This window comes from Streptomyces sp. NPDC005017, from assembly GCF_042873115.1.
Classification (GTDB): Bacteria; Actinomycetota; Actinomycetes; order Streptomycetales; family Streptomycetaceae; genus Streptomyces.
On the sequence record NZ_JBIALD010000024.1, the window covers coordinates 59,508 to 75,082 of the forward strand.

The following is a 15,575-nucleotide window of genomic DNA, read 5'->3' on the forward strand; positions in this document are numbered from 1 at the left end:
CGGGCGGACACTAGCGGGCGTGAGCCGCTGTGTGACCGGTAAGTAACGCGCGTCACGTCTCATCTGACGGACATCACACCGGTGGGCGGCAGAAGGCGTAACTACCCTGATCCCATGGTCAATCTGACGCGCATCTACACCAGGACCGGCGACCGGGGCACCACCGCCCTCGGCGACATGAGCCGGGTCGCCAAGACCGATCCGAGGATCTCGGCGTACGCCGACGCCAACGAGGCCAACGCGGTCATCGGGACGGCCGTCGCGCTGGGCGGTCTGGAGGAGGAGGTCGTCGCGGTCCTCACCCGGGTGCAGAACGACCTGTTCGACGTGGGTGCGGATCTGTCGACGCCCGTGGTGGAGGACCCGGAGTACCCGCCGCTGAGGGTCGAGCAGTTCTACATCGACAAGCTGGAGGCCGACTGCGACCGCTTCAACGAGCGGCTGGAGAAGCTGAGGTCGTTCATCCTGCCGGGCGGCACCCCGGGCGCGGCGCTGCTGCACCAGGCCTGCACGGTCGTACGGCGGGCCGAGCGTTCGACCTGGGCGGCGCTGGAGGTGTACGAGGAGGTCATGAACCCGCTCACGGCGACCTACCTCAACCGGCTCTCGGACCTGCTGTTCATCCTCGCGCGCACCGCGAACAAGGAGGTCGGGGACGTGCTGTGGGTGCCCGGCGGCGAGCGGTGACGCTGGGCGCTGGGCCGGGCGGTTCTTCGGGTGCGGCGCCGTGGGGGCTGGTCGCGCCCGCGCGGCGGAGCCGCGTATTCGGCACAGCCCCGCGCCCCTAAGGGCGGCGGTCGGGGGCGCTGGTCGCGCCCGCGCGGGCGAGCCGCGCATCGGCACAGCCCCGCGCCCCTATGGGCGGCGGTCGGAGCCGACGTCGCGCCCGCGCGGCGGAGCCGCGGGTCGGTACAGCCCCGTACTCCTAAGGGCGGCGGTCGGGGGCGACGTGCTCCCGGGCGGGTGAGGTCTTCTCGCGTTTCGGGAAGAGGGTGTAGCTCGTCGCGATGACCAGGTTGATGCCGATCACCCAGAGCATGCGCTGCTGCCAGGAGCGCAGCGAGCTGGTGTCCCCGTCGCCGCCGACGTACCAGGCGGCGGCCTGGAGGAGGGCGAGGGCGACCACGGCCGCGAGGGTCCAGCGGCCGGCCACCCTCCACTCGTGGACCGCGCGGGCGGTGCCGTACCTCGGCGGCCGGGGCGGCGGCGGTCCGTCGGCGAAACGGTGGGCGAAGCGGGCGTCGGCCCACTTGACGGTGGCGTGGCCGAGACCCACCGTGAAACCGATGTACACGGCGGCCAGGCCGTGCTTCCAGTCGGGCTCGGCGCCGTTCTTGAGGTCGACCGCGGTGACGGCGAGCAGCAGGATCTCCAGCAGCGGCTCGCACAGCAGCAGGGCCAGCCCGAGGCGCGGCATCCTCAGCACGTAGCGCAGGGTCAGTCCCCCGGCCAGCAGCACCCAGAAAGCCACTTCACAGGCGACGATCAGTCCGACGATCACGGCTCGCTCCTCTCGGTCACCCTTCCAGGCTCCCGGCGGTCCGCGCGCCGCGCGTCGTCGGCGGTGAGGAACCCGCACTACATCGAAAGATGCAGCCGGGACCGTCCCCGGGGTGCACGCGCGCGGTCCGGCGGCGGTGTTGGATGAGGGCATGCTGTCCGCGCTCCCCCGCCCCCGCCGCTTCGACGTGCTCATCGCGCTGGCCGGGCTGCTGGGCGGTCTGCTGCTGTGGGGCCTGGGGCTGGGCTCGCGGGCGGCGGACGAGCCGGTCGTGGTGTGGCCGGGCCGCTGGCCGGTCCTGGTGCCGCTGGTGGTGATGGCGGGCTGCGAGCTGCTGCGGCGGACCGCGCCGCGCCAGGCCCTGCTGGTGGCGACGGCGGCGGTCTTCGCGGATCTGCTGACCCAGGGCAATCTGGTCACCGTCGTGATGTTCACGGACGTGATCTACGCGTCCGTGCTGTACGGCCCGCCCGCCGCGGCCCGCCGTGTCCCCCGGGTGACCGGCATCATGTCGGTGGCCGGGATGGTGGTGCCGTACGCGATGTGGCGGGTGCCCGAGGCGCTGCTGATCGGCGTGGCCGTCGGAGTGGTGGCGTTCGCGCCCGCGGCCACGGGCCTGATCGTGCGCAACCACCGGGACGCCGCCGAGGCGGCCCGGCTGGCGGCCGAACGCACGGCGCTGCTGGCCGAGATGGACCGGGTGCAGGCGGTCACCGCCGAGCGCGCCCGGATGGCGCGGGAGCTGCACGACATGGTCGCCAACCATCTGTCGGCGATCGCCATCCACTCCACCGCCGCGCTGTCCCTGGACGAGCCGGCCACCACCCGGCAGGCGCTCGGGGTGATCCGGGAGAACAGTGTCGCGGGGCTGGCCGAGATGCGCCGTCTCATCGGCATCCTGCGCGACGGCAGCGGGGACGGCGAGCCCGCCGCCACACCCACCCTGGACGGCCTGGACGCGCTGGTCGCCTCGGCCCGGAGCAACGGCCTGGACGTGTCCCTGGACGTGTCCCTGGACGGCGACTCCCCGGCCGGTGTCCCCGCGCCGGTCGAGCTCGCCGCGTACCGCATCGTCCAGGAGTCGCTGACCAACGCCCTCAAGCACGCGGGCCCCGGCCGGGTCTCGGTCGTGCTGCGCGCCTGCGAGGGCGCGCTGTCCCTGACCGTCACCAGTCCCTGCGGCGGCCACGACGGGCCGCGCGCTCCCGGCTCGGGCGCCGGGCTGGTGGGGATGCGGGAGCGGGCCACGCTGCTGCGCGGCACGCTCCGGGCGGGTGCGGAGGACTCCCCGGACGGCAGGGTCTGGGCGGTCCGCGCGACGCTTCCCACTGCCGAAGGAGATCCCGCATGATCCGCGTCCTCGTCGCCGAGGACCAGTCCGCCGTCCGCGCCGGGCTGGTGCTCATCCTGCGCAGCGCGCCCGACGTCGAGGTGGTCGGCGAGGCGGCCGACGGCGAGCAGGCGGTGGAGCTGGCCCGGGAGCTGCGGCCGGATCTGGTGCTGATGGACGTTCAGATGCCGCGCATGGACGGGGTGTCGGCGACCCGGGCGGTGGTCGCGGAGCGGCTGGCGGACGTGCTGGTGCTGACCACCTTCGACCTCGACGAGTATGTGTTCGGGGCGCTGCGGGCCGGGGCGGCGGGGTTCCTGCTGAAGGACACCGACGCCCGGGACCTGCTGGAGGCGGTGCGCACGGTCGCACGGGGCGAGGGCCTGATCGCGCCGGCGGTGACCCGGCGTCTGATCGCCGAGTTCGCCTCCGGGCCTGCCCGCCCGAAGGCCGATCCGGCGTTGCTGGAGTCGCTGACACCGCGTGAGCGCGAAGTATTGATCTGCCTCGGCGAGGGACTGTCGAACGCGGCCGTCGCGGCCCGTCTGGACATGGCCGAGGCGACGGTGAAGACGCACGTCAGCCGGTTGCTGGGGAAGCTGGAACTGCGCAGCCGGGTGCAAGCGGCGGTGCTCGCCCAGGAGTTGGGACTGAGGTAGTACACACCGCCAGAGTGGTCCAGACCTATTGACCTCTGGTCCAGACCTTTCCTATCCTCGCGGCACCGTGGGCGTGAAGGCTCAGTCATGCCCCCAACACCCCCTGAGGAGAAGCGCATGCGCTTCGGACACAGAGCTGCGGCAGGGTTCGCGACCCTGCTGCTCCCGCTGGCCGGAATGGTGGGGCTCGCCAGCCCCGCCCAGGCGGCGACCAGTGCCACCGCCACCTTCACCAAGACCCAGGACTGGGGCACCGGCTTCGGCGGCCAGTGGACGGTGAAGAACACCGGTGACACGACCATCAACTCCTGGACGGTCGAGTGGGACTTCCCCTCCGGCACGTCCGTCACCTCCGCCTGGGACGCCGACGTCACCTCCGCCGGCAACCACTGGACCGCCAAGAACAAGACCTGGAACGGCACCCTCAACCCCGGTGCCTCCATCTCCTTCGGCTTCAACGGCGCCGGCCCCGGCTCGCCCTCCAACTGCAAGATCAACGGTGGCAGCTGCGACGGCGGCCCGACGGTCCCCGGCGACACCGCACCGTCCGCGCCGGGCACCCCGACCGCCTCCGGCGTCACCGACACCTCGGTGAAGCTCAGCTGGTCGGCGGCCACCGACGACAAGGGCGTCAAGAACTACGACGTCCTGCGCGGCGGCACCAAGGTCGCGACCGTCACCGGCACCACCTATACCGACACCGGCCTCACCGCCGGCACCGACTACTCCTACACCGTCCAGGCCCGTGACACCGCCGACCAGACCGGCCCGGCCAGCGGCTCCGTCGCCGTCCGCACCACCGGCGGCGGCACCGACCCGCAGCCCGGCGCCAAGGTCAACCTCGGCTACTTCACCGAGTGGGGCGTCTACGGCCGCAACTACCACGTCAAGAACCTCGTGACCTCCGGCTCCGCGTCGAAGATCACCCACATCAACTACGCGTTCGGCAACGTCAAGAACGGTCAGTGCACCGTCGACGACACCTACGCCGCCTACGACAAGGCGTACACCGCCGACCAGTCCGTCTCCGGTGTCGCCGACACCTGGGACCAGCCGCTGCGCGGCAACTTCAACCAGCTGCGCCAGCTGAAGGCCAAGTACCCGCACATCAAGGTGCTGTACTCGTTCGGCGGCTGGACCTACTCCGGCGGCTTCGGCCAGGCCGCGGCCAACGCGACCGCGTTCGCCAAGTCCTGCAAGGCCGTCGTGGAGGACCCGCGCTGGGCCGATGTGTTCGACGGCATCGACATCGACTGGGAGTACCCGAACGCCTGCGGTCTGACCTGCGACACCTCCGGCGCCGCGGCCTTCAGGAACCTCTCCCAGGCGCTGCGTGCCGAGTTCGGCCAGAACTACCTGATCACCGCCGCCATCACCGCTGACGCCTCCTCCGGCGGCAAGATCGACGCGGCCGACTACGGCGGCGCCGCGCAGTACCTCGACTGGTACAACGTGATGACCTACGACTACTTCGGCGCCTGGGACAAGACGGGCCCGACGGCCCCGCACTCCCCGCTGACCTCGTACTCGGGCATCCCGAAGGCCGGCTTCAACTCGGCCGACGCGATCGCCAAGCTCAAGGCCAAGGGCGTCCCGGCGAGCAAGCTCCTGCTCGGCATCGGCTTCTACGGCCGCGGCTGGACCGGCGTGACCCAGGCCGCCCCCGGCGGCACGGCGACCGGCGCGGCTCCCGGCACCTACGAGGCCGGCATCGAGGACTACAAGGTCCTCAAGACGGCCTGCCCGGCCACCGGCACCGTCGGCGGCACGGCGTACGCCCACTGCGGCACCAACTGGTGGTCGTACGACACCCCGGCCACCATCGGCACGAAGATGGCGTGGGCCAAGTCCCAGAACCTGGGCGGCGCCTTCTTCTGGGAGTTCTCCGGCGACACCAGCAACGGTGAGCTGGTCGGCGCCATCAGCAACGGTCTGAAGTAACAGCTGACTGAAGAGTTCCACTAAGCGACGTTGACGCGCTGACCGGGCGGGGCTGCCTCAAGCCACGCGAGAAAACCGGTCAGCGCGTCTTCGCTCATCGCGAGCTCCAGACGTGTGCCCCGGTGCAGACAGACCAGGATCACCGCGTCGGACAGCAGGGCCAGCTCCTCCTCGCCCTCGGGGACGCGGCGGCCGGCCACCTCGATCGCGGAACGCTCCAGGACGCGGCGCGGACGATGCGCGTAGGAGAAGACCCGGAACCACTCGATACGGTCACCGCTGTAGCGGGCGATACCGTACGCCCACCCTTTGCCGCTGGTGTCGCCCCCCTCGGGGACGTCCCAGCGCAGGCTGCAGTCGAAGGTGCCCCCGGAACGCTGGATCAGTCTGCGGCGCAGACCGAAGACGAACAGCCCCAGCACCACGAGCGCCACGACGATTCCGCACACAGTCAGAGCGAGGACCATCGACACCGACCTCCTCGTCTCCTAGGTAACGGAACGTAAAAAACACCCAGATCTGCCTCAGCCGCGGCTGGGACCGGAGAGCTCCGGTCCCAGCCGCGGCTGAGTTACATCATCGCGTGACTCCCCCAGTGTCTGGAGGACCTGGGGTCACCCCCAGGGGCGCCGGTGGGTCAGCGCGCCGTCGCCGCCCGCAGGCGGACCTCGGCGCGACGCTCGGCGGAGGCGTCCTCCACCGACTTGGCGCGCTCCAGCGCCCGCTCCGCACGCTGGACGTCGATCTCCTCGGAGAGCTCGGCGACCTCCGCCAGCAGCGACAGCTTGTCGTCCGCGAACGAGATGAATCCGCCGTGCACCGCGACGATCACGGTTCCACCGTCACTCGTACGGATGGTCACGGGGCCCGACTCCAGCACACCGAGCAGCGGCTGGTGACCGGGCATGACGCCGATGTCGCCGGACGTGGTGCGCGCGACGACCAGGGTGGCCTCGCCGGACCAGACCTCTCGGTCGGCCGCGACCAGCGCGACGTGCAGCTCAGCAGCCAAGGGTGGCTCCTCGGGTCACCACCCGGCGGGTCTGCCGGGTGTTGGTTACAAGTCTAATGGGCGTGGCGGAGGGGGCAGGACGCGCCCGCCCCCTCCGGCCGAGCGCGAGGCTCAGGAGACGCCCAGCTCCTTGGCGTTGGCCTTGAGGTCCTCGATGCCACCGCAGAGGAAGAACGCCTGCTCCGGGAAGTGGTCGTACTCGCCGTCGATGATCGCGTTGAACGCGGCGATCGACTCGTCCAGCGGCACGTCCGACCCGTCGACGCCGGTGAACTGCTTGGCGACATGGGTGTTCTGGGACAGGAAGCGCTCCACGCGACGGGCACGGTGGACGACGAGCTTGTCCTCCTCGCCGAGCTCGTCGATACCGAGGATCGCGATGATGTCCTGGAGGTCCTTGTACTTCTGCAGCACCGTCTTGACGCGCATCGCGGTGTTGTAGTGGTCCGCCGCGATGTACCGCGGGTCCAGGATGCGGGACGTGGAGTCCAGCGGGTCCACGGCCGGGTAGATGCCCTTCTCGGAGATCGGACGGGAGAGAACCGTCGTCGCGTCGAGGTGGGCGAACGTGGTGGCCGGCGCCGGGTCGGTCAGGTCGTCCGCGGGGACGTAGATCGCCTGCATCGAGGTGATCGAGTGACCGCGGGTCGAGGTGATGCGCTCCTGGAGGAGACCCATCTCGTCGGCCAGGTTCGGCTGGTAGCCCACCGCGGAGGGCATACGGCCGAGCAGGGTCGACACCTCGGAACCGGCCTGGGTGAAGCGGAAGATGTTGTCGATGAAGAACAGCACGTCCTGCTTCTGCACATCGCGGAAGTACTCCGCCATGGTCAGACCGGCGAGGGCCACGCGCAGACGGGTGCCCGGGGGCTCGTCCATCTGACCGAAGACCAGGGCGGTCTTGTCGATGACGCCCGAGTCGGCCATCTCCTCGATGAGGTCGTTGCCCTCACGGGTGCGCTCACCGACACCGGCGAACACGGAGACACCGTCGTGGTTGTTGGCGACGCGGTAGATCATCTCCTGGATGAGCACCGTCTTGCCGACGCCGGCACCACCGAACAGACCGATCTTTCCACCCTTGACGTACGGGGTGAGAAGGTCGATGACCTTGACGCCGGTCTCGAACATCTCGGTCTTCGACTCGAGCTCGTCGAAGTTCGGGGCCTTGCGGTGGATGCCCCAGCGCTCGCCCTCGTAGGACTCGTCGACGTTCAGCACCTCACCGAGGGTGTTGAACACCTTGCCCTTGGTGAAGTCGCCGACGGGCACCGTGATGGAGGCACCGGTGTCGGTGACCGGGGCCTGGCGGACCAGACCGTCGGTGGGCTGCATCGAGATCGTGCGGACCAGGCCGTCACCCAGGTGCTGGGCGACCTCCAGGGTCAGCGTCTTCTTCTCACCCTCGTTGGCCGGGTCGGAGACCTCGACGTGCAGGGCGTTGTAGATGTCCGGCATGGCGTCGACGGGGAACTCCACGTCGACGACCGGACCGATGACCCGGGCGACGCGGCCCGTGGCAACGGCCGTCTCAGAAGTCGTCGTCATTACTTGTCACTCCCCGCGGTCGCGTCGGCAAGGGCTGCGGAGCCACCGACGATCTCGCTGATTTCCTGGGTGATTTCGGCCTGGCGGGCCGCGTTGGCAAGACGGGAGAGCGTGTTGATCAGCTCGCCCGCGTTGTCGGTGGCCGACTTCATCGCGCGGCGGGTGGCGGCGTGCTTGGAAGCGGCCGACTGCAGCAGCGCGTTGTAGATACGGCTTTCGACGTAGCGCGGCAGAAGGGCGTCGAGGACGTCCTCCGCCGACGGCTCGAAGTCGAACAGGGGGAGGATCTCGCCCTTGGACGGGGCGGTCTCCTTGGCGACCTCGTCGAGGCTGAGCGGCAGCATCCGGCTGTCCACCGCCGTCTGCGTCATCATCGACACGAACTCGGTGTAGACGATGTGGAGCTCGTCCACGCCGCCGTCCGCCGTCTCCTTCTCGATGGCCTCGATCAGCGGACCCGCGACCTTCTTGGCGTCCGCGTAGGCGGGCTCGTCGGTGAAGCCCGACCACGACTCCGCGACCTTGCGCTCGCGGAAGTTGTAGTGGGCCAGACCGCGGCGGCCGACGATGTACGTGTCGACCTCCTTGCCCTCGGCCTCAAGACGCTCCGTCAGCTTCTCCGCCGCCTTGATGGCGTTGGCGTTGAAGGCGCCGGCCAGACCACGGTCGCTGGTCAGCAGGAGTACTGCGGACCGGGTGACCGTCTCGGCCTGGGTGGTCAGCGGGTGCTTGGTGTTCGAACCGGTGCCGACCGCCGTGACCGCGCGGGTCAGTTCCTGCGCGTACGGCGTGGAGGCCGCCACCTTGCGCTGCGCCTTGACGACGCGCGAGGCGGCGATCATCTCCATCGCCTTGGTGATCTTCTTGGTCGCGGTGACGGAGCGGATGCGACGCTTGTAGACCCGGAGCTGGGCTCCCATGAGTCAGGTCCCTTCCTACGTCACTTGGCCGCGGCCGGGGCGTCCTCGCCGAGAAGCTTGCCGTCCGAGGTCTCGAACTGCTTCTTGAAGGCGGCGATGGCGTCGGCAACAGCGGTCAGGGTGTCGTCCGACATCTTGGCGCCCTCCTTGATGGAGGTCATCAGGCCCTGCTCCGAGCGGTGCAGGTACTCGACCAGCTCCTTCTCGAAGCGGCGGATGTCGGCGACCGGGACGTCGTCCATCTTGCCGGTGGTGCCGGCCCACACGGACACGACCTGGTCCTCGGTCGGCATCGGCTGGTACTGAGGCTGCTTGAGCAGCTCGACCAGGCGCTGACCGCGCTCCAGCTGCGCCTTCGACGCGGCGTCCAGGTCGGAACCGAAGGCGGCGAACGCCTCCAGCTCACGGTACTGGGCGAGGTCCAGACGGAGACGGCCGGAGACCTGGCGCATCGCCTTGTGCTGGGCGGAGCCACCGACGCGGGAGACCGAGATACCGACGTTCAGGGCCGGACGCTGACCGGCGTTGAACAGGTCGGACTCCAGGAAGCACTGGCCGTCGGTGATGGAGATGACGTTGGTCGGGATGAACGCCGAGACGTCGTTGGCCTTGGTCTCGACGATCGGCAGACCCGTCATCGAACCGGCGCCCAGGTCGTCGGAGAGCTTCGCGCAGCGCTCCAGCAGACGGGAGTGCAGGTAGAAGACGTCGCCCGGGTAGGCCTCACGGCCCGGCGGACGGCGCAGCAGCAGCGACACGGCGCGGTAGGCGTCGGCCTGCTTCGACAGGTCGTCGAAGATGATCAGGACGTGCTTGCCCTCGTACATCCACTGCTGGCCGATGGCCGAGCCGGTGTAGGGGGCGAGGTACTTGAAGCCGGCCGGGTCGGACGCCGGGGCGGCGACGATGGTCGTGTACTCCAGCGCGCCGTTCTCCTCCAGCGCGCGGCGCACGCCGGCGATGGTGGAGCCCTTCTGGCCGATGGCGACGTAGATGCAGCGGACCTGCTTCTTCGGGTCGCCCGAGCGCCAGTTGTCGCGCTGGTTGATGATCGTGTCGACGGCCAGGGCGGTCTTGCCGGTCTGGCGGTCACCGATGATCAGCTGACGCTGACCACGGCCGATCGGGGTCATCGCGTCGACGGCCTTGTAGCCGGTCTCCATCGGCTCGTGCACCGACTTGCGCTGCATGACCGTGGGGGCCTGCAGCTCGAGGGCGCGGCGACCGCTGGTCTCGATCTCGCCGAGGCCGTCGATCGGGTTGCCGAGCGGGTCGACGACGCGGCCGAGGTAGCCCTCGCCCACGGCGACCGACAGGACCTCACCGGTGCGGGTGACCGGCTGGCCCTCTTCGATGCCGCTGAACTCGCCGAGGACGATGGCACCGATCTCGCGCTCCTCGAGGTTGAGGGCGAGGCCGAGGGTGCCGTCCTCGAACTTCAGCAGTTCGTTGGCCATGGCCGAGGGCAGACCCTCGACCTTCGCGATGCCGTCGCCGGCAAGGGTGACCGTACCGACCTCCTCGCGCGAGGCCGCGTCCGGCTTGTACGACTGGACGAAGTTCTCCAGCGCGTCCCGGATCTCCTCCGGCCGGATCGTGAGCTCCGCCATCTGGGTTCCCTGCTCTCCTTGTTGGGCCCGAAGTTTCACTTTGGGGGGATGGGGACTCCCCCCTGAACGAGGTGAATCCTCTGCACGGCCCAACATGGGCCGTAGGTACGTCTTGCGTTTTCAGTTGGCGTGGCGCTGGGCGCCCGCGTCAGCTCGCCAGTCGGCGGGCGGCGTCGTCGATGCGGTCCGCGACCGAGCCGTTGATGACCTCGTCACCGACCTGCACCCGCATCCCGCCGAGGACCTCGGGGTCCACGTCGAGGTTGAGGTGCATCGTGCGCCCGTAGAGCTTCGCCAGGGCGGCGCCCAGGCGCTGCTTCTGGCCGTCGCTCAGCGGCACCGCCGAGGTGACGACGGCGACCATGCGGCCCCGGCGCTCGGCGGCGAGCTTGGACAGGGACTCGAGTCCCGACTCCAGGCTACGTCCACGCGGGACGGTCACCAGACGCGTCACCAGACGCTCGGTGGTGGCCTTCGCACGGCCGCCGAGCAGGCTGCGCAGCAGCTCGCCCTTGGCGGCGGTGGTGGCCTTGCGGTCGGTCAGCGCGGCGCGCAGCTCGGTGCTCGAGGAGACGATCCGGCCGAACCGGAACAGCTCGTCCTCGACGTCGTCGAGCGTGCCCGCCTGCTGGGCGGCGGTGAGGTCGGCGGTGTCCGCCAGCTCCTCCAGCGCGTCCACCAGGTCGCGCGACTGCGACCAGCGGGAGCGCACCATGCCGGCCAGCAGGTCGACGGTCTCGCCGCCGACCTGGCCGCCGAGCAGGCGCTGGGCCAGCTCGGCCTTGGCCTCGCCGGACTGCGCCGGGTCGGTGAGGACCCGACGCAAGCTGACCTCGCGGTCGAGCAGCGCGGTGACGGCGGCCAGCTCGTCGGCGAGCCGCGTCGCGTCCACGGACGTGGAGTCCGTCAGCGCGTCGAGACGCTCGCGTGCGGCAGCCAGGGCCTCGCGGCTCGCTCCGTTCATCGCGTGGCCTCGGCCTTCTCCTCGAGCTCGTCGAGGAAGCGGTCGATGACGCGGCTCTGCCGGGCGTGGTCCTCGAGGGACTCACCGACGAGCTTGCCGGCCAGGTCGGTGGCGAGCTTGCCGACGTCCTGACGCAGGGCGGACGAAGCCGCCTTGCGGTCGGCCTCGATCTGGGCGTGGCCGGCGGCGACGATCTCCTCGCGCTGGCGCTGGCCCTCCGCGCGCATCTCGGCGATGAGCGCGGCACCCTGCTCCTGCGCCTCCTGGCGGAGACGCGCGGCCTCGTGCCGGGCTTCGGCGAGCTGAGCCTTGTACTGCTCGAGAACGCTCTGGGCCTCGGTCTGCGCGGCCTCGGCCTTTTCGATACCGCCTTCGATGGCCTCGCGACGCTCTTCCAGAACCTTGTTGATGGTCGGGAGGAGCTTCTTGGCGAGGAAGCCGAAGACGATGACGAAGGCGATGAGGCCGATGACCACCTCGGGCCACGGCGGAATGAGGGGGTTCTCCTTCTCACCCTCTTGCGCCAGGATCATGGCGAGGTTCACATCAGTGCCTTTCGTCGAAAGGGACGGTCGTCAGGTTCGTCTTAGTAGACGAACGGCATGACGAGACCGATCAGGGCGAGCGCCTCACAGAAGGCGAAGCCCAGGATCTGGTTGGCGCGGATCAGACCGGCCGCCTCGGGCTGGCGGGCGAGGGCCTGGGTGCCGTTGCCGAAGATGATGCCAACGCCGACGCCGGGGCCGATGGCCGCAAGACCGTAACCGACGGAACCGAGGTCACCGGTGACAGCAGCAAGGTTGGACATGCCAGTTCTTCCTTCTCTTTACGGACCGGTGGGGGTTGGCCACCGGACGAGTGCGGGGGTTTCGAAAGCGGCGGTGCTCAGTGGTGCTCGGCGAGCGCGCCCTGGATGAAGGTGCAGGTCAGCAGGACGAACACATACGCCTGGACCGCCTGGATGAAGAGCTCGAACGCGGTCATGACGATGACCATCGTGAACGAGACGGCCGAGTAGGCGATGCCGATGCCGTTCAGCATGTACCAGGTGGCAATGGTGAAGAGCAGCAGCAGCGTGTGGCCGGCGAACATGTTCGCGAAGAGCCGGACCGCGTGCGTGAACGGGCGGACCAGCAGGTTCGAGAAGAACTCGATCGTCATGGCCAGCGGGAGCACCGGGCCGAGCGACTTGTCGTAGCCGGTGAAGTTCTTGAAGGCACCGACGAAGCCGTGACGCTTGAACGTCAGCGAGACCCAGGTGATGTAGACGATCAGGGCCAGGATCGCCGGGTAGGCGATGATCGACGTCACCGGGAACGCGGCCACGGGAACGATGGACCAGAGGTTCATCATCCAGATGAAGAAGAAGAGGGAGACGGCGAGCGGTACGTACTTCTCACCCTCCTTCTTGCCGATCGTCTCGTAGACGATGCCGCGGCGGACGAAGTCGTAGCCGGCCTCGGCGACCATCTGGAGCTTGCCGGGGACGAGCTTCGGCCGGGCGAAGGCCGCCCAGAAGAAGCCGACCACGATGATCGAGCCGAGCAGCGCGAGCAGCATCGGCTTGTTGAAGTAGAAGCCGTTGCCGTCGGCGTCGCCCCAGAGCGGCTCGAACAGGAACGAGTGCAGGCCCGGAGCCGGGAAGCCACAACCGTCGAACAGGTGGCAGTCGGTCTCGAAGGCGAGCACCTGCGTCGGGTCAGCACTCACCGCGGGCTCCTTCATCGTGGCGCATAGGTACGGCAACCTCGTTGTGTCGGCGCGGCGTGCGGCCGCGGTTCGGCACGGGACTGGTGTTTCGGATGTGGGGGCGGCTGTGGGGCATCTCGCCTCGCGATCGAACAGGCGTCAGCTCGGATGCCCGCGCCCGCGATGCCGCAGTTGGCACCGGACGATAGCAGCATCTCTCAGGCGTCTTTATCCCGGCCCTACCCATCACGACGAGTGCCCCGATTTTCCGGGCTTGTCACCGGTCGAGGAGGAGGTCGAGTCGGGTTCGACGTAGAGAATCTTGGACTTCATGTGCGCCCGCGTCTGTGCGGCGATCCACGTCAGGGTGGCGACGACGAGGGTGAGCGCGAAGGCCTTGGGGTTGAACAGCGTGGTGTTCTTGAACGCGGCGACGAAGATGAACAACAGCAGGATCTGCGCCGCGTAGAGCATCAGGCCCATGGCCTGGAACAGATGCGGAAGCGATTTGGCGGTGCGCTGGAGCACGTACAGGCCGATCCCCATGAAGAGGATGACGACCAGCGTCGCGACGACGGCCCCCACCGCTCCTTCGCCGCCGGCCACCACACCGCTCACGACGGCCGCGACCGCCCCTACGGCAGCTGTGGGTACAGCGGCCTGGGCAAGGATCCGGACGTCATTGGACGGCATGGCGGCAACTCCGCTTTCGCAGGGGGCAGGGGTGTCGTCATGGACGAGCGTAGTCCCGGGCCGAGAGGGAAACTCACGTCCGAGCGGGCCGTCGCACTACGGTCCTTCGGCTCTATCCCGGGTTCTCGTGAACGCTATCACAAACTATTTGATGAGGTCTTTACCTGCTGAGTGTGCCTGCCGTCACACATGAGAGTGAAGGTGCGCGTCTGTGCAGAAACCGAGCCGACTTGCCTGATATTGGCCCGGTTCGTTCCCCCATGACTTGGCAATGCTCTAGTCAGATTCTTACCTTTACCTCAGCGCGAGCTCTCCGCTTTGCCCCGATCCATGACGTGCGGACGGGCGCTGAGAGCGGTCGCTCCGTTGACCGAGGGGACACCGGCCGCGACCGGCGTGCGCGGCTCCGCGGTACCGGGCTCCGCGGTCTCCGGCACCGCCTCCGCGAACGGTTCCGCTTCGCCGCGGCGACGGCGGTAGCGGGGCGGCACGAAGCGCTCGGCCCAGCGGGGCGCGCGGGGCGTGAAACGGGGCAGCAGCAGAAGGATCAGACCGATCGCGCTGAGTACCACGACACCGAGCACGATCCACATGGACGCGGAGTTCACGGAGTAGGCCAGGGCGCCGAAGGCGATCAGCGCGGACCAGAAGTACATGATCAGGACGGCACGGCTGTGCGAGTGGCCGATCTCCAGCAGCCGGTGGTGCAGATGCCCGCGGTCCGCGGCGAAGGGCGACTGCCCCCGCCAGGTCCGGCGCACGATCGCCAGGATCAGGTCGGCCGCCGGGATCGCGATGATGGTCAGCGGCAGCAGCAGCGGGATGTAGACCGGCACCGTCTGGTGCACCGCCGCCTTCTCCGACCCCGCGAACAGCTTCAGCGCGTCCGGGTCGACCTGCCCCGTGACGGAGATCGCGCCCGCCGCCAGCACCAGGCCGATCAGCATCGAGCCCGAGTCGCCCATGAAGATCCGGGCCGGGTGCATGTTGTGCGGCAGGAAGCCCAGGCACATGCCCATCAGGATCGCCGAGAACAGCGTGGCCGGAGCGGCCGCCTCGATGCCGTACGACACCCAGACCCGGTACGCGTAGAGGAAGAACGCCGCCGACGCGATGCACACCATGCCCGCCGCGAGGCCGTCCAGGCCGTCGACGAAGTTCACCGCGTTGATGGTGATGACGACCAGGGCGACGGTCAGCAGGGTGCCCTGCCACTGGGTCAGCGCCACGTTGCCGACGCCCGGGATGGGCAGCCACAGGATCGTCAGACCCTGCATGACCATCACGCCCGCGGCGATCATCTGCGCGCCCAGCTTGATCAGCGCGTCGATCTCGAACTTGTCGTCGAGGACACCGATCAGCCAGATCAGCGCGGCACCGGAGAGCAGCGCGCGCGGTTCGTTGGAGGTCTCGAAGACCTCGCTCAGGTTCGCCAGGTGCCCGGCCACCAGCAGGCCCGCGCACAGTCCGAAGAACATGGCGATACCGCCGAGCCGCGGAGTGGGCTCCCGGTGCACGTCCCGGGCCCGGATCTCCGGCATAGCCCCGGCCACGATCGCGAACTTCCGTACCGGCCCTGTCAGCAGATACGTCACCGCGGCCGTGACGCAGAGCGTCAGCAGGTATTCACGCACGGGCTTCCCCACAGGTCTCGCTGGCCATCACAGCCCCACACCCTAGCGACGCTCGCGTACGCGACGCATATGTG

At 69.1% G+C, this 15,575-nt stretch carries 16 protein-coding genes; 4 read left to right on the forward strand and 12 right to left on the reverse strand.

Going from position 1 to position 15,575, the window contains the following annotated elements; translation table 11 throughout:
* Positions 1-114: 114 nt before the first annotated feature.
* Entirely contained in the window at positions 115-687 is a 573-nt protein-coding gene (locus ACFYR0_RS29350; RefSeq protein WP_389334539.1) for a cob(I)yrinic acid a,c-diamide adenosyltransferase, read from the forward strand.
* A gap of 238 nt (positions 688-925) precedes the next feature.
* On the opposite strand, the gene ACFYR0_RS29355 is transcribed toward ACFYR0_RS29350, so the two are convergent.
* Positions 926-1,501, reverse strand: a complete 576-nt coding sequence (locus ACFYR0_RS29355) for a hypothetical protein (RefSeq protein WP_389334542.1) — start codon at positions 1,499-1,501, stop codon at positions 926-928.
* A gap of 151 nt (positions 1,502-1,652) precedes the next feature.
* On the opposite strand from ACFYR0_RS29355, the gene ACFYR0_RS29360 reads away from it, so the two are divergent.
* The 3 genes from ACFYR0_RS29360 to ACFYR0_RS29370 all read left to right on the forward strand — a co-directional run bounded on the left by ACFYR0_RS29360 (position 1,653) and on the right by ACFYR0_RS29370 (position 5,431).
* Complete coding sequence (locus tag ACFYR0_RS29360; RefSeq protein WP_389334545.1) at positions 1,653-2,852, forward strand: sensor histidine kinase; 1,200 nt, start codon at positions 1,653-1,655, stop codon at positions 2,850-2,852.
* The gene (locus tag ACFYR0_RS29365; RefSeq protein ID WP_389334548.1) at positions 2,849-3,490 is read left to right on the forward strand and encodes a response regulator; all 642 of its coding nucleotides are present in this window, start codon (positions 2,849-2,851) and stop codon (positions 3,488-3,490) included. Before ACFYR0_RS29360 ends, ACFYR0_RS29365 begins: the two co-directional genes overlap by 4 nt.
* Before the next feature lie 117 nt (positions 3,491-3,607).
* Positions 3,608-5,431 (forward strand): glycosyl hydrolase family 18 protein, encoded by a 1,824-nt coding sequence (locus tag ACFYR0_RS29370; RefSeq protein WP_389334551.1) that lies wholly within the window; start codon positions 3,608-3,610, stop codon positions 5,429-5,431.
* Between the two features lie 20 nt (positions 5,432-5,451).
* Here ACFYR0_RS29370 and ACFYR0_RS29375 read toward each other — a convergent pair whose 3' ends face one another.
* The 11 genes from ACFYR0_RS29375 to ACFYR0_RS29425 all read right to left on the reverse strand — a co-directional run bounded on the left by ACFYR0_RS29375 (position 5,452) and on the right by ACFYR0_RS29425 (position 15,501).
* Positions 5,452-5,898, reverse strand: coding sequence for a DUF2550 domain-containing protein (locus ACFYR0_RS29375; protein WP_389334554.1), 447 nt, complete (start codon positions 5,896-5,898; stop codon positions 5,452-5,454).
* Positions 5,899-6,068: 170 nt separating this feature from the next.
* Complete coding sequence (locus tag ACFYR0_RS29380; protein ID WP_389334557.1) at positions 6,069-6,443, reverse strand: F0F1 ATP synthase subunit epsilon; 375 nt, start codon at positions 6,441-6,443, stop codon at positions 6,069-6,071.
* A gap of 111 nt (positions 6,444-6,554) precedes the next feature.
* On the reverse strand, positions 6,555-7,991 hold the full coding sequence (gene atpD / locus ACFYR0_RS29385) for a F0F1 ATP synthase subunit beta (protein WP_389334560.1): 1,437 nt from the start codon (positions 7,989-7,991) through the stop codon (positions 6,555-6,557).
* On the reverse strand, positions 7,991-8,911 hold the full coding sequence (locus tag ACFYR0_RS29390; RefSeq protein WP_389334563.1) for a F0F1 ATP synthase subunit gamma: 921 nt from the start codon (positions 8,909-8,911) through the stop codon (positions 7,991-7,993). The genes atpD and ACFYR0_RS29390 overlap by 1 nt, the downstream gene beginning before the upstream one ends.
* 20 nt (positions 8,912-8,931) lie before the next feature.
* On the reverse strand, positions 8,932-10,521 hold the full coding sequence (gene atpA / locus ACFYR0_RS29395; RefSeq protein WP_389334566.1) for a F0F1 ATP synthase subunit alpha: 1,590 nt from the start codon (positions 10,519-10,521) through the stop codon (positions 8,932-8,934).
* A 148-nt stretch (positions 10,522-10,669) separates the two neighbouring features.
* Positions 10,670-11,485, reverse strand: a complete 816-nt coding sequence (locus tag ACFYR0_RS29400) for a F0F1 ATP synthase subunit delta (protein WP_389334569.1) — start codon at positions 11,483-11,485, stop codon at positions 10,670-10,672.
* A complete protein-coding gene (locus ACFYR0_RS29405) occupies positions 11,482-12,018 on the reverse strand; it encodes a F0F1 ATP synthase subunit B (RefSeq protein ID WP_389334572.1) in 537 nt (178 codons plus the stop codon). The genes ACFYR0_RS29400 and ACFYR0_RS29405 overlap by 4 nt, the downstream gene beginning before the upstream one ends.
* A 53-nt stretch (positions 12,019-12,071) precedes the next feature.
* Positions 12,072-12,293, reverse strand: coding sequence for an ATP synthase F0 subunit C (atpE, locus tag ACFYR0_RS29410; protein ID WP_004925497.1), 222 nt, complete (start codon positions 12,291-12,293; stop codon positions 12,072-12,074).
* 77 nt (positions 12,294-12,370) lie between these two features.
* A complete protein-coding gene (gene atpB, locus ACFYR0_RS29415) occupies positions 12,371-13,210 on the reverse strand; it encodes a F0F1 ATP synthase subunit A (RefSeq protein ID WP_389334575.1) in 840 nt (279 codons plus the stop codon).
* Positions 13,211-13,420: 210 nt separating this feature from the next.
* Positions 13,421-13,867, reverse strand: a complete 447-nt coding sequence (locus ACFYR0_RS29420) for a hypothetical protein (RefSeq protein ID WP_386380969.1) — start codon at positions 13,865-13,867, stop codon at positions 13,421-13,423.
* Between the two features lie 299 nt (positions 13,868-14,166).
* On the reverse strand, positions 14,167-15,501 hold the full coding sequence (locus ACFYR0_RS29425) for an MraY family glycosyltransferase (protein WP_389334578.1): 1,335 nt from the start codon (positions 15,499-15,501) through the stop codon (positions 14,167-14,169).
* Positions 15,502-15,575 lie beyond the last annotated feature (74 nt).

Coding starts and splice junctions, on each gene's coding strand:
- ACFYR0_RS29360 (WP_389334545.1), top strand. CDS start 1,653: ATGCTGTCCGCGCTCCCCCGCCCCCGCCGCTTCGACGTGCTCATCGCG.
- ACFYR0_RS29375 (WP_389334554.1), bottom strand. CDS start 5,898: ATGGTCCTCGCTCTGACTGTGTGCGGAATCGTCGTGGCGCTCGTGGTG.
- ACFYR0_RS29370 (WP_389334551.1), top strand. CDS start 3,608: ATGCGCTTCGGACACAGAGCTGCGGCAGGGTTCGCGACCCTGCTGCTC.
- atpA (WP_389334566.1), bottom strand. CDS start 10,521: ATGGCGGAGCTCACGATCCGGCCGGAGGAGATCCGGGACGCGCTGGAG.
- ACFYR0_RS29420 (WP_386380969.1), bottom strand. CDS start 13,867: ATGCCGTCCAATGACGTCCGGATCCTTGCCCAGGCCGCTGTACCCACA.
- ACFYR0_RS29400 (WP_389334569.1), bottom strand. CDS start 11,485: ATGAACGGAGCGAGCCGCGAGGCCCTGGCTGCCGCACGCGAGCGTCTC.
- atpE (WP_004925497.1), bottom strand. CDS start 12,293: ATGTCCAACCTTGCTGCTGTCACCGGTGACCTCGGTTCCGTCGGTTAC.
- ACFYR0_RS29405 (WP_389334572.1), bottom strand. CDS start 12,018: ATGATCCTGGCGCAAGAGGGTGAGAAGGAGAACCCCCTCATTCCGCCG.
- atpB (WP_389334575.1), bottom strand. CDS start 13,210: ATGAAGGAGCCCGCGGTGAGTGCTGACCCGACGCAGGTGCTCGCCTTC.
- ACFYR0_RS29390 (WP_389334563.1), bottom strand. CDS start 8,911: ATGGGAGCCCAGCTCCGGGTCTACAAGCGTCGCATCCGCTCCGTCACC.
- atpD (WP_389334560.1), bottom strand. CDS start 7,991: ATGACGACGACTTCTGAGACGGCCGTTGCCACGGGCCGCGTCGCCCGG.
- ACFYR0_RS29350 (WP_389334539.1), top strand. CDS start 115: ATGGTCAATCTGACGCGCATCTACACCAGGACCGGCGACCGGGGCACC.
- ACFYR0_RS29365 (WP_389334548.1), top strand. CDS start 2,849: ATGATCCGCGTCCTCGTCGCCGAGGACCAGTCCGCCGTCCGCGCCGGG.